Genomic DNA, 12,342 nt, shown 5'->3' on the forward strand with positions numbered 1-12,342 from the left:
GCGCCATGTCGCCGACATGGCGGCGTAGTACGACACGGCACATTGTGGTACATCGTCGCGCCGCACAACTCGACGGTCCCCACGCGGCCGCAAACCGCCAGGTCTGGTGCGGAGGATCGACGTGACAGCAGTCCACCATCAGTCGGTGGCGGTCGTCGCCGCGGCGCTCGACGTCGATCCGCGCCGCGGCCTCTCCGAGACCGAGGCGCGGGCGCGGCTCGCGCGTGCGGGGCGCAACGAGCTGGAGGCGGCGCCGGCGGCACCGGCGTGGCGCCGATTCCTCGCGCAGTTCCAGGACGTGCTCGTGCTCCTGCTGCTCGCCGCGACCGCGATCTCGACGGCGCTCTGGCTCTACGAGCGCGACACCGCGCTGCCGTACGAGTCGATCGCGATCCTCGCCGTCGTGCTGCTCAACGCCGCGATGGGATACATACAGGAGGCGCGAGCGGAGGCGGCCGTGGCGGCACTGCGCGCGATGTCGGCGGCGGAAGCGACCGTGGTCCGTGATGGTGAGCGACGGCGCGTCCCCGCGGCGGAGCTCGTGCCCGGCGACGTCGTGCTCATCGAAGAGGGCGACACGATCCCCGCCGACGCGCGGCTCGTCGAGTCGACGGCGCTGCAGACCGCCGAAGCGGCGCTCACCGGCGAGAGCCTGCCAGTCTCGAAGGACCCCGCGCCGCTCGACGCGGACGCGCCGTTAGGCGACCGGCACGACATGGTGTTCAGCGGCACGGCGGCGACCTACGGGCGCGGCCGGGCCATCGTCACGGCGACCGGGATGCGCACCGAGATGGGGCACATCGCCGGCCTGCTGAAGGGGACGCGCGACGAGGCGACGCCGCTGCAGCGGGAGCTCGACCGCACGGGGAAGCTGCTCGGCCTCGTCGTCGTCGTCATCGCCGTGGTGATGATCGCGACCATCATCCTCGTCGAGGACGTGCGGGGGTTCGGAGCGATCGTCGACGTCCTCATCCTCGGCGTGGCGCTCGCGGTCGCCGCGGTGCCGGAGGGGCTGCCGGCGGTCGTCACGGCGGTGCTCTCCATCGGCGTGCAGCGCATGGCGCGGCGGAACGCGGTCGTCAGGCATCTCGCGGCCGTGGAGACGTTAGGCTCGGCGAGCGTGATCGCGTCGGACAAGACGGGGACGCTCACGCGCAACGAGATGACGGTACGGGTGGTGGCGACGGCGAGCGGCCGTGTGACGTTCGGCGGCACCGGCTACGCGCCACTCGGCGAGGTGACGCGGGACGGCGGCGGCCCGGTCGACGGCGCGCTCCGTCACGAGCTCGAGCGCGCGCTCGCCGCGGCCGATCGCGCGAACAACGCGGCGGTGACGGAGCGTGACGGACGGTGGACGGTACAGGGCGATCCGACCGAGGGCGCGCTGCTCGTCGCGGCGCGCAAGGCCGGGCTGCGCGCCGACACGTTAGGCGCGCGCTTCCCGCGCGTCGCCGAGGTGCCGTTCTCGTCCGAGCGGAAGCTCATGAGCACCGTGCACCGCGACACCGAGCGCGCCGAACGCGTGCTCGTCTTCACCAAGGGCGCGCCCGACGTGCTGCTCGGCCGGTGCACGCGCGAGCTGGTCGGAGACGACGTGCGGCCGCTCACGCCCGAGCGACGCGCCGAGATCGCCCGGGCCAACGAGGCGCTCGCCGGCGAAGCGCTCCGCACGCTCGGCGTCGCCGCGCGCTTCCTGCCGTCCGACGCCCTCGACGGGGATGGCGATCCGGACCCCGAGATCGAGCGGGACCTGGCGTTCGCGGGACTGATCGGGATGATCGACCCGCCCCGGCCCGAGGCGCGGCAGGCGGTCGCACGCGCGCGGCGCGCCGGTGTGCGGCCCGTCATGATCACCGGCGATCACCCACGCACGGCGTCGGTCATCGCGCAGGAGCTGGGCATCGCCGACGACGACCGCGTCGTGACGGGCGCGGAGCTGGAGGCGCTGCCCGAGGCGGCGCGCGAGCACACCGTGCGCGACGTCTCGGTGTATGCGCGCGTCGCCCCCGAGCACAAGCTCCGCATCGTGAAAGCGCTGCAACGCGGCGGGGCGATCGTCGCGATGACCGGCGACGGCGTGAACGACGCGCCGGCGCTCAAGACGGCCGACATCGGCGTCGCGATGGGCATCACCGGCACCGACGTGTCGAAGGAGGCGGCCGACATCGTGCTCGCCGACGACGACTTCGCGACGATCGTCGCCGCCGTCGAGGAGGGGCGCGCCATCTTCGACAACATCCGCAAGTTCCTGCGCTTCCTCCTGTCGTCGAACATCGGCGAAGTCCTCACGATGTTCTTCGGCGTCCTCCTCGCCGAGCGGATCGGGCTCCGCACCGGGGGCGACGGCACCGTGCTGCCGCTGCTCGCGACGCAGATCCTGTGGGTGAACCTGCTGACCGATGTCGCCCCGGCGCTGGCGTTAGGCGTGGACCCGGCGGACGCAGGTTTGATGGAGCGCCCGCCGCGGCCAGCAGGGGAGCGCGTCATCACGCCGCGGATGTGGCGCGGCATCGCGTTCGTCGGCGTGGTCACCGCGGCCGTCACGCTGCTCGTGCTCGACGCGTCGCTGCCGGGAGGCTTCGTCGCCGGCACGGGCACGGTGCCCTACGCGCAGACGATGACGTTCACCACACTCGTGCTGGCGCAGCTGTTCAACGTGTTCAACGCGCGGTCCGACGAGCGGAGCGCGTTCAGGCGTCTCTTCACGAACCGCTGGCTGTGGGGCTCGATCGGCGCGGCGCTCGCGCTGCAGGCGCTCGTGCTCTACGCGCCGCCGCTACAGCGCGCGTTCGGCACGGTACCGTTAGGCGCGGGCGACTGGCTGCGCTGCGTCGCGGCGGGGAGCGCGGTGCTCTGGCTTCGGGAGGTCGCCAAGCTCGTCGGTCATCGGCGGGTGTGAACCTTGCCGGCTCATCCACGATCCCATTGCCCGTGGAGCGATCACCATGTTCACGGTCGGCTACTTCGTCGGCAGCCTCGCGCGAGCGTCGATCAATCGCAAGCTCGCGCTCGCCCTCACGCGTCTCGCGCCGCCGGAGCTCGCCCTGCGCGAGATCCCGATCGGCGACCTGCCGCTGTACAGCTACGACTACGACGCCGACTACCCGCCGCCGGCGCGCGCGCTCAAGGACGCCATCGCCGCCGTGGACGCGGTGCTGTTCGTGACCCCCGAGTACAATCGCTCGATCCCGGGTGCGCTCAAGAACGCCATCGACTGGGCCAGCCGGCCATGGGGCAAGAACTCCTTCACCCGAAAGCCGTCGGCCGTGATCGGCACGTCGCCCGGCAAGATCGGCACGGCGGTCGGCCAGCAGCACCTTCGCAGCATCATGGCCTTCTGCAACTCGCCGCTGTTCAACGCCATCGAGGCGTACATCCAGTTCGAGCCGGGGCTCATCGGCGACGACGGCGAGGTGACGAACAAGTCCACCGCCGAGTTCCTGCGCAACTATCTGGCGGAGTTCCACGCCTACATCACACGCGTCTACACCGCCCTGCCGCGCGGAGGCGGGTGAGGCGGGGCCGCGGGAAGCGTGATCGCCCGCGCGTCGTGCAGGTCGTCGAGGAAGATCGCGTCCATGCGCGCGCAGAACGATGATGCGTGACGGACCGCGTCAGCTGCAACGATTCGTTAGGCCGGCCAGTAGACCGGTCATCGAGGCGTGGGCGTACCCGAGTTTCGAATGTGTCGTGAGATGAGCCAGTGACCGTCGGGCTGGCGGCGGAGGATGTCGAGATGTCGGACCGCCTGGTTGCTGATCTGTCCCGTGCGACGGTTTCGGAAACGCGACGTCGAGGTGCCTCGCGAATACGCGAGGTCGCCGGCAACGACAATCTCACCCGGATCGAGGTCGAATACCTCGAGCGAGTCGTCAGCTTCGCGCGATGTCCACCACGCGCGCAGCGCGGCCTTCCCGGCAACGTCGGGCATGCCGGGCGGCGTGTACACGGCATCATCCGTCACGAAGCTCAATTCCCTCTCGACATCCCGGGCAAGCTTCGCCGCGACGAAGGCCGGGTAAATCTGCCTGATGGCATCCGCGTCTGTCGCCGAACTCGGCGAAGTCGTCGCGGGTCGTTGCGTCGTCGCCTGGGAGCAGGCAACGCAGGCAAGAACCAGCATCGGGTGGATTCGAGAAATCACGCTCCAGACCTCCTCTCGAGCGGAAGGGGTAGTGCGGCCTAACGCGGGATCTCAGCTGCGGAGCGGCCATCACGGGGCCGTCACGCCAGGTCGAGCGGCGGGCCGCTCCGTCAGCTGCAACGATTCGTCAGCCGTCGGTTTCATCCGCGCCCGCTCGCCGAACGCTGCGGGCCCACGCCGGGACTGACGTACCGTCGGCATCGAACAGCGTGAACACCAGCAGCTCGCCGGGGGCCGCGAGCCACACGTCGACGCGGGCCGCCACCACGACCGCGCCCAGCGCGTCGCGCCACTCCACGCCGTCGCTCAGACCCCCTGCGCCGACCGCCGTCACGCCCGCCGCCTTCCAGCGCGGCACCGAGCGCTGCAGCACCTCCAGGCTCGCCAGCGGCGACGCGTGCACGACGCCGAGGCCCGCCGGCCCCGACGCCTCGACGCTGCCGAATGGGACTCCGTGGTGGAAGAGCGTGTACAGCATGTGGGCGAGACGCGGGTGCCGGGCTTCACGAGGACCGATCGAGGAGTGCCACGACGCTGGCGGTTTGCACGTGGCAGTCCGCGCCGCGTGTGACCGCCACGTTCTGCTTCGTCCAGCGCTCGTACCCGGGCGTGTCGACGCTGACCTGATACGTACCCGGTCGTTCGGCCACGCCGTAGTAGCTCGGGGGAGCGGCGACGCCCGGCATGCCCGGCCCCGGCGACAGGACTTCCTGAAAGCTGCCGTCCGTTGCTACCACCGTCGCCGGCAGCCACGCACCGGTGGCGGCGTCTCTCACGGCCACGCTCACCGCATAGTGGATGCTGGGGTCGGTCGCGGGACACGTGACCGCGTTCCGCACCACGAGCGGCCGCGCGACGACAGGCGACCGCCCAGCCGGGTCCACGTAGCTCGCCTCGAGCTGCGATCGCGGGCTTGCGCCGACTCCCAGGTCGGCACCGGTGAGCGTGGCGATCAGCGAATCGTTAGGCGCCAGCGTCGCGGGGCCGGCGACCGCGCCGCCACAGGGGCCGGCATCCAGATCCCGCGCATAGCCGGACGACACCACGCGAACCCGGAACCCCTGCTCGGCGCACGGCGACAGGATCGTCACCACGCCGCGGGTGCGATTGTACGCCGCGACGGTCACGGTGAACGCCCCCGCGAACCCGAGCGTGTCCGGAGCGCGCACGAATGCGACCTGGAGCGACTCGGGACCAAACGTGGGCAGGCGGCGAAGCTCCTCCGATGCCTCACGGCAGCCCCCGATACCGAGGGCAACGGGGAGGAGGACTGCGGCAGCGACAGCAGACCGACGAATCAGGGCCATGCAGTATCTCCGGCAAGAAGGTGGCGGTCCGCCCAACACCAGCGTTCAGCCGCGGCGTGGTTGGGCCTTTGAATCTCGAGGGACGCTGCGCGGCTCCGCCAGCTGCAACGATGCCTTAGCCGGCGGGCAGGAGGCCGAGCGCGCGTGCGGCGAGGAATGCGCCGGCGACGGCCGCTCCGATCAGCGCGAAGATCAGCAGCTGCACGACGCGGCCGCGGGCGGTGATCTGGATCTCCACGGTCGACACGACCGCGCCTCGCTCCCGCGCGGCCTCCCGCTCGGCGAGCGCCCGCGCGACATGATGCCCAAGACCGGGCCGGCGATCAAACGGAGCATGAAGCGGCTGCCTCCTTCTCGAGGATGGCCAGATAGGCCGGAGGAAGCGGGGCTCGACCTCCAGCTCCGCGATTCGAACCATCATCGGCGGCGGCCAGCGGGATGGTGAACGCTCGGTCCGCTCGGCTTCGACGTTTCGTTAGGCGGCGTGCACGGGAGCGGCGAGCGCAAGACTCAAAAGGAGGTGCCCGCTGTCCACGTACCCGGCACGTGCGTACAGCCGACGCGCGACCGCGTTCCCCGGCCCGACCTCGACGTGCAGCGCACGGACGCCCCGCGCGGCGGCCCCGGCCCGCGCCGCCGCCAGGAGGCCCGCGCCCGCGCCGCGGCCGCGCGCGGCAGGCCGCACGTACAGGTCGTCGATGAACGCCCGCAGCCCGCCGTACTCCATGCTGAAGCACACCGTCAGCACGACGTGCCCCACCGCCTCGGCGCCCTCGACGGCGAGCCAGGCCCCGCCGAGCCGCGGCTCGGAGAGCAAGGCCTCGAAGGCGTGCGCGGCCGGCCCGGCCGACAACGGGAAGTCCGCCTCGGCGTAGAAGGCCTGCATGAGCGCCACGAGGGTGGCCACATCCGGGAGGCCCGCCGGCCGGACTTCGACAGCCATTCGGATTCACCCCCCGAACTGAGGTTGGTGCCGCCTAACGCTGGAGCTCACTCGCGGAGCGCCTGGAGCCGGCGCGTCGGTACGGGACGCTGCGCCGCTCCGTCAGCTGCAACGATTCGTTGGCCCGCGGGACGGGCTGCATGCATCACCACCGGCCAACGCGCCAGCTCCATACCCCGTACAGGAGCGCCGCCACCCCCAGCGGGCACCAGATCGTGAAGATCCGGCCGAGCCCGACGAGCGGGTCGCGGGTGGGGGTCAGGACGTACACCACGGCCGCCGCCGCCACGGAGAGCCCTACCGCGCTGCGCCGCACGATGGCGCCGACGAACGGGGGCCATGCCGGCGCACTCGCCGCCCCGATCAGCAGCACCAGCGCGAGCGCCACCAGGAGGAACAGGAGCGACTCGTCGTACGGCGTCGAGACGGAGGAGCCAAGCATCGCAGGGCGCGGACCTCGATTGGCTGTGAGCGGGCTAACGCTGGAGTTCTGCGGCAGAGCCGCAAATCGGAGTCATGCGTGCATTCGGAGCGCCGGGCGGCTCCGCCAGCTGCAACGATTCGTTAGGCAGCCGGTGTCGGCGGATCCCGCTGGGCGTCCGATCCCACGGTCCCACAATCCACCGTCACGGTCGCGAGATCGCGCCACCCGTAGCCCCCGTGAAACTCGCCGCCCGCGGAACACAACCGCTCGGCGTGCAGGTGCTCGTAGAACCCGTTGGATCGACTCCGCGCGTCGCCAAACAGCAGCATCGAGCGCACCCCGAGACTCAGGAAGCGCTCAGCCACTCGCCGAACGAGAAGCCGCCCAAGTCCGTGCCCCTGGTGCCGCCTCAGCACGTAGATCTTGTTCAGCTCGCCCCCGAACCCGGGCACGCCGCCGTCGTGCGGAGCTCCGCGGGCGAAGGCCACCAGCCTGCCGTCGGCGTCCTCGACGAGGAACGTGAAATCCTGCGCGTCGGCCCGGCCGAGGATCGCTTCCCACTGGGCCTGGCGTACGGCGACGCTGGGACCGCCGCCGTGCGTCTCCTGGAACGCGCGGACGTGGAGGAGCGCGAGGGTCACCGCGTCACTCGGGGTCGCGTCACGAATGCGGTATGTCATGCGACTCCTTCGGTGGCTGCCTAACGCCGGAGTTCGGGTGCGGAGCGGCGGCGCCGGAGCGCGGCTGCCAGTGCGGGACGCCGCGCCGCTCCGTGAGCTGCAACGATTCGTTAGGCCGCGGATCAGCGGGGGACGGCCGAAACTGCTTCACCAGCCTCCGGAGCGTTCCCACGGGGACGGCGAGCGTGAGCGCGCCATAGCCCGTCAGAAAGATGATGCCCGGAATGCCGCCGCGCACGACGCCGGGCACGTACCGCGCGCCATTCAGGCCGAGCACGGTGCCCAGCAGCGCGAGCGGCATCGCCGGCTCGCGGTAGTCGCCACGCCGGCTGCAGGGCGGCCGCGCTCGGGCCCGAGCACGGCGAGCACCGCCAGCTGCGCCGCCACCGTGGTTCCAATCAGCAACCAGGCCAGCTTCACAAGAATCCTCCGTCCGTACGAACGACTCCGTCGCGGCCCAACGCGGGAGTTCAGTCAGCCGCCACCAGCGTCTCCGGGGGCGTCTTGGCGAGCACACGCTTCGGCGCGTACCCCAGCACCACGCCGGTGTCGCCATACACCGCTCCCGTCGCCGGATCGCTTCGCACGGGAACCGGTTGCCGCACACATCCACTGAGGAGAAGGCTGCCGGCAACGAGTACGTGTGAAGTGCGCACGCGATTCCGTCCCGGCGATGGATTCATGCCGTACGAAGGCGCTCGTCACTACGTTGCGCGTCTTCGTCAGCTGCAACGATTCGTCAGGCCGCCCGCGCGATCACACCCAGATTCGACGGAATCGCGTCGGCCCATCGTTGTCGACGTCGACCACGAAGGCATCAGGATTCGAGAGACTCGACCAGACGTCGAAGCCCACCGTGGCGTCGATCGAGTTCAGGATCAGTGCCAGCAGGTTGCCGTGTGTCACCAGCACACACAGCGCCCCCGACGCCAGGGCCGACCGCACGACCGAGGTCCCGCGCGCCTGCGCGGCTCGAGCGGATTCCCCACCGTCCAATCGATAGTCCAGGTCTTCGAACGACCGACGCAGGTGCCCGCGCCAATCCACCAGCGGTCGCCCGCTGAGCACCCGCTCGACCAACCGACCGTCCGTTTCCAGGCGCAGGGTGGCGCGGTCGCAGAGCGGTCTGATCGACTCGGTTGCCCGAGCGAACGGACTCGAGATCACTCGCTGAACCCGATAGGGGGACAGCAAGTCGGCTAGCATGTGCGCCTGGCGTTGGCCCTCGCCGGTGAGGGCTGCCGCCGGGTCCTGGCCGGTCGCGGCCGCGTGCCGCACGAGGATGATCTCTTGCATTCGGTCGACGTCCGACTGGGTCGGTCTAACGCTGGAGTTCAGCTGCGAGGCGGTAGGGCCAGGGCTTCGGGCGTCGGTGGAGTCATGCGCCGCCTCGTCAGCTGTAAGGATTCGTTAGGCTGCCGGCGAGTCCGGCGTGGCCGTCCCGAGCACCAGCGCGTGGATTGCCTCGGCGAGCGCCCACCGCTCCGCCGCCGTCGATCGCGGGAACACGAAGCGGTCCTCCTCGGCGCGCCGCAGGTAGCCCACGACGTCCGCGAGCGGGCCGCCGCCGCCCAGCACCCCGAGGACGGCCCCGGCGTGCGCTGCCGGCTCGCAGGTGCCGTCCGGCGCGGCCAGCTCCGCGCCCGGGTCCCAGCGCTCGGCCAGCAGCACGGCGACTTGCCGTACGATCTCGGGGTTCGTGCCCGCTCGGGCCAGGCGATCAAGCGGTCGGTCCATCGATGATCCGTGTGGCGGCGTAACGGTGGAGTTCAGCTGCGGAGCCGCGCGGCTGGAGTGTTGAATGCAGTAGGAACGCTGCGCGGCTGCATCAGCTGCAACGATTCGTTAGCTGGGGGGACGCCGACGCCCACGCCGTGAGAACCGCAGGGACTCGCGTACCCGCTCCTCGTGCACCTCCGACCGCACCTGATGGACGAACACCATCGCGTACGCCAGCACCAAGCCGCCGAGCGCCAGAAGACCGGACAGGCGCGGCGCGGTATGGGCCGTAACCACGCCGCCATACCAGCACCCGACCTCGCCCGCGACCAAGAGGGCCCAGGAAATCCGAGCGACAGCCACCGACCAGGCGCGGATGGCGCGCGCGACCGGGCCTTCCGTGAGAGCCCTGGGGATGCCGTAGACGAACGCGCGGGCCAGGAGGCGATCAAATGGCATGCGTAGATGCGTGTGAGCCAGCTAACGCGGGAGTTCAGCGGCCGGCGGAGACAACCAATGCGAGCGAAGCGAGCTTCCATCGCCCGCCGGTCAGCTGCAACGACTCGTTAGATCTCAGGAGTGCGATGCTTGGCCGTCCGAGCCCCGACCCAGCCGAGGCTCCGGAGCGCCGCGCACACCTCGGGTCGCAGTCGGCACGCAAACTCCCCGAGCTCGTCAATCGCCGGCGCCGGCCACGTCGCCAGCACCCAGATCTCGAACTTCGGCCGCGGCACGTCGAGCTCGCGCCGTACTCGCGCCGCGAAGCTCCCATAGACCCAGTTCGCCAGCCGATGATCCGGCTTCCCGTACACGTCGCGCGCCAGATGCCGCATCGTCGTGATGCGGTCCGGCTTCCCGTAATGCGCGACCAGCATTGCGCGTCCGGCCGCGAAGATCTCGCGTTGCGCCAACATCTCGAACACCGCCTCGTAGGCGTCGGCCGGTGCCAGGGGTGCGTACACGGGAGCGTGGTTGAGGTCCAACGCTGGAGTTCAGCTGCGGAGCGGCGTGGCTCGAGCTAGGCTGCCAGCGCGGCGCGTTGCGCCGCTGCGTCAGCTGCAACGAATCGTTTGCCGGCGGCGGCGTTACGGGTCGCTAGCCGGTAGTGCATATGACTCCAGCCAGCCGCAGCGGGAGCAGCGAAACGTCACCACCGGCAACACCTGGCGCTCGCCGAGCTTCAGACCCGTCCAGATGCTGCTCTCCGGCGCACCCTCGATCCACTTCGTGACCGACCGCGCGCCGTGATCGCCGGATTCGAGCAGAAAGCCGCGCTCCATTTCGTGGTGACACCGCAGACATTCGGGAGAGGACGCTCGCATGTGCACCAGAAGCAGGAGGGAACGTGGTGACCGGCTAACGCCGGAGTTCAGCTGCGGAGGCTTGGGATTGGCGCTCTGGATGCCGTCGGAGGCTCGCACGCCTCCGTCAGTTGCAACGATTCGTTAGGCCGCGCCGCGCGGCGGCCGCGGTCAGCGCAGCCCGATGGGCGCCAGCATGAGACACCCGACGCCCACCACGCCCCCCATTGCCGTTCCAACGATGAGGAAGAGTGGGAGGGCGAGACCGAACATGCCCAGCCCCTGCCCGCGCCGCGCGTCCCACAGGAAGCTGACGATGACCACCAGACCCGCCAGCGCACCGCCGGCCGCTCCGGCGCCGACCGACCCCCAGGCCCCGGCGTGCCAGTAATGCCGCGCCAGCCAGTACCCTCCTGCTGGAAGCGCCAGGACTAGCGTGGTGAAGACTTCGAGTTGGTAGGGCCCGTCGAGGTGCACGCAGTACCCGTGATGGGGGACTTCGTTGCGGCCTAACGCCAGAGTTTAGCTGCAAGGCCGCGGGGCTGGAGCCGTGCTCTGCCGATGGCCGCTGCGCGGCCTTATCAGCTGCAACGATTCGTTAGGCCGACGGTGGGGAGAGCCTCCTTCGGCGAGCGCCCGCGAGCGGCGTGGCCGCGACCCTCGGGTGGACGCCACCTAGGGCCGCGCCCGAGATTGCACTGGCGGGTCGGCCTCATAGCGAAACTCTACCACGAACACGCGCCGCCCGGGCCCATGCTTGGCCACCTTCAGTAGATCAACGAGCCCCGCGAATCCGGAAGCCCGGGCGAGATCGGGTGTTATGTCAGCCAGGGACACCTCGGCAATCTTGGTCACGACGACCGCCCCGGGCCGCAACGCATAGCGACCGCCGACCCTCACGTGAGGGCGCTGCCACAGGCGAACGGTCGTGGTGATCTCGCCGCGGCGGATACGATCCCGAAGTGGTTCCAAGAATTGCATGTCGGTCGGCCTAACGGCAGAGTTCAGCTGCGGGCGGATTCCAACCCTCGCAGGCGTAGCCCGCCATCCGAAGACCACCCGTCAGCTGCAACGATTCGTTATGCCGCGGCTGAGAGCTCAGTGCGCGCGTGGGCGGCGCATCCTGCTCGCCAGCCAGACGCCCGCGGTGAGGTACAACGCGGCATCAACCCAATCGCCGCCGCGCGTACCGCGTAGGAGCCAGCTGCTAAGCACCAGCATCAGTGCCCACACGGTCGCGATGGCGTACGGGTGGATTTGACGTCGCGACATGGGCACCACCGTTTGGGAGTGAAGCATCGGTGAGTCGGCCTAACGCCAGAGCTACGCTGCGAAGGCGCGGGGGTTGGAGCTGTGAATGCGGTTGGAGCGCTGCGCGCCTTCGTCGGCTTCAGCGACTCGTTAGGCCGCACCGCGCCGGATGATGTGGTCCTGCCGCCACCGCAGCATGAGTGCCGCATTCAGCAGCGCCAGCCCGGCGAACCCGAGACCGAGCCGCCCGTGGCCCCGGTCGCCGAGCGCCAGCGCCGCGCCCGCAAGCACCAGCAGCCCGAGCGCCATCCGCGCGCCGGTCGGCAGCACCACCCGGGCCCGCGGCGCGACGAACATACCCCAGAACACCGCCGCGGCCAGCGGCAGCCCGACCGCAAGCGCCGTCTGCGCGGCGGCGCCGGTGGGTGCCGTCCCGCCCCAGTACCCTAGCGAGGCCAGGGCGGCCAGCTCGAGGAGGAAGCGGAGGGCGAGGTTCGCGGCCTTGGCGGCTGCCATACGTTCGAGTCTGCTTGCGGTCTAACGCTGGAGTTCAGCTGCGGAGGCGCAGGGTTG

Annotated in this window: 17 protein-coding genes; 2 read left to right on the forward strand and 15 right to left on the reverse strand. The window is 70.5% G+C overall.

The features are described 5' to 3' along the window. Positions 1-121: 121 nt before the first annotated feature. Positions 122-2,899: a cation-translocating P-type ATPase gene (locus J421_RS26510; protein WP_236646344.1), complete on the forward strand. Its 2,778-nt coding sequence runs from the start codon at positions 122-124 to the stop codon at positions 2,897-2,899. Between the two features lie 40 nt (positions 2,900-2,939). Next, entirely contained in the window at positions 2,940-3,515 is a 576-nt protein-coding gene (locus J421_RS26515; RefSeq protein WP_025414146.1) for an NADPH-dependent FMN reductase, read from the forward strand. 137 nt (positions 3,516-3,652) lie between these two features. Here the strand turns inward: J421_RS26515 and J421_RS26520 are convergent, their stop codons facing one another. From J421_RS26520 to J421_RS26595, 15 genes are all read right to left on the reverse strand, one after another. After that, positions 3,653-4,144: a YybH family protein gene (locus J421_RS26520; protein WP_148306555.1), complete on the reverse strand. Its 492-nt coding sequence runs from the start codon at positions 4,142-4,144 to the stop codon at positions 3,653-3,655. A gap of 127 nt (positions 4,145-4,271) precedes the next feature. Next, positions 4,272-4,622, reverse strand: coding sequence for a hypothetical protein (locus tag J421_RS26525; protein WP_025414148.1), 351 nt, complete (start codon positions 4,620-4,622; stop codon positions 4,272-4,274). A 25-nt stretch (positions 4,623-4,647) separates the two neighbouring features. Continuing rightward, positions 4,648-5,451, reverse strand: a complete 804-nt coding sequence (locus J421_RS26530) for a hypothetical protein (protein WP_148306556.1) — start codon at positions 5,449-5,451, stop codon at positions 4,648-4,650. A 115-nt stretch (positions 5,452-5,566) separates the two neighbouring features. Beyond that, positions 5,567-5,698, reverse strand: coding sequence for a hypothetical protein (locus J421_RS34410; protein WP_260525864.1), 132 nt, complete (start codon positions 5,696-5,698; stop codon positions 5,567-5,569). Positions 5,699-5,926: 228 nt separating this feature from the next. After that, entirely contained in the window at positions 5,927-6,358 is a 432-nt protein-coding gene (locus J421_RS26535; RefSeq protein WP_158508914.1) for a GNAT family N-acetyltransferase, read from the reverse strand. Between the two features lie 181 nt (positions 6,359-6,539). Next, positions 6,540-6,836, reverse strand: coding sequence for a hypothetical protein (locus J421_RS26540; RefSeq protein ID WP_025414151.1), 297 nt, complete (start codon positions 6,834-6,836; stop codon positions 6,540-6,542). Between the two features lie 122 nt (positions 6,837-6,958). Continuing rightward, positions 6,959-7,459, reverse strand: coding sequence for a GNAT family N-acetyltransferase (locus J421_RS26545; RefSeq protein WP_025414152.1), 501 nt, complete (start codon positions 7,457-7,459; stop codon positions 6,959-6,961). A gap of 19 nt (positions 7,460-7,478) precedes the next feature. Then, positions 7,479-7,799, reverse strand: coding sequence for a hypothetical protein (locus tag J421_RS26550; RefSeq protein WP_025414153.1), 321 nt, complete (start codon positions 7,797-7,799; stop codon positions 7,479-7,481). A gap of 455 nt (positions 7,800-8,254) precedes the next feature. Beyond that, positions 8,255-8,794 (reverse strand): histidine phosphatase family protein, encoded by a 540-nt coding sequence (locus tag J421_RS26555; RefSeq protein ID WP_025414154.1) that lies wholly within the window; start codon positions 8,792-8,794, stop codon positions 8,255-8,257. A gap of 114 nt (positions 8,795-8,908) precedes the next feature. After that, the gene (locus tag J421_RS26560; protein ID WP_148306557.1) at positions 8,909-9,235 is read right to left on the reverse strand and encodes a hypothetical protein; all 327 of its coding nucleotides are present in this window, start codon (positions 9,233-9,235) and stop codon (positions 8,909-8,911) included. A 108-nt stretch (positions 9,236-9,343) separates the two neighbouring features. Beyond that, complete coding sequence (locus tag J421_RS26565) at positions 9,344-9,676, reverse strand: hypothetical protein (RefSeq protein ID WP_025414156.1); 333 nt, start codon at positions 9,674-9,676, stop codon at positions 9,344-9,346. A 107-nt stretch (positions 9,677-9,783) separates the two neighbouring features. Beyond that, on the reverse strand, positions 9,784-10,179 hold the full coding sequence (locus tag J421_RS26570; protein WP_148306558.1) for a hypothetical protein: 396 nt from the start codon (positions 10,177-10,179) through the stop codon (positions 9,784-9,786). A gap of 510 nt (positions 10,180-10,689) precedes the next feature. Further along, positions 10,690-10,995: a hypothetical protein gene (locus J421_RS26580; RefSeq protein ID WP_025414159.1), complete on the reverse strand. Its 306-nt coding sequence runs from the start codon at positions 10,993-10,995 to the stop codon at positions 10,690-10,692. 198 nt (positions 10,996-11,193) lie between these two features. Further along, positions 11,194-11,499: an ASCH domain-containing protein gene (locus J421_RS34720; RefSeq protein ID WP_025414160.1), complete on the reverse strand. Its 306-nt coding sequence runs from the start codon at positions 11,497-11,499 to the stop codon at positions 11,194-11,196. Between the two features lie 420 nt (positions 11,500-11,919). Beyond that, positions 11,920-12,285 carry a YrdB family protein gene (locus J421_RS26595; RefSeq protein WP_025414162.1) on the reverse strand — a complete coding sequence of 122 codons (366 nt, stop codon included), beginning with the start codon at positions 12,283-12,285 and terminating at the stop codon, positions 11,920-11,922. Between the last annotated feature and the right edge of the window lie 57 nt (positions 12,286-12,342).

The sequence above is a fragment of the Gemmatirosa kalamazoonensis genome (assembly GCF_000522985.1).
Classification (GTDB): domain Bacteria; phylum Gemmatimonadota; class Gemmatimonadetes; order Gemmatimonadales; family Gemmatimonadaceae; genus Gemmatirosa; species Gemmatirosa kalamazoonensis.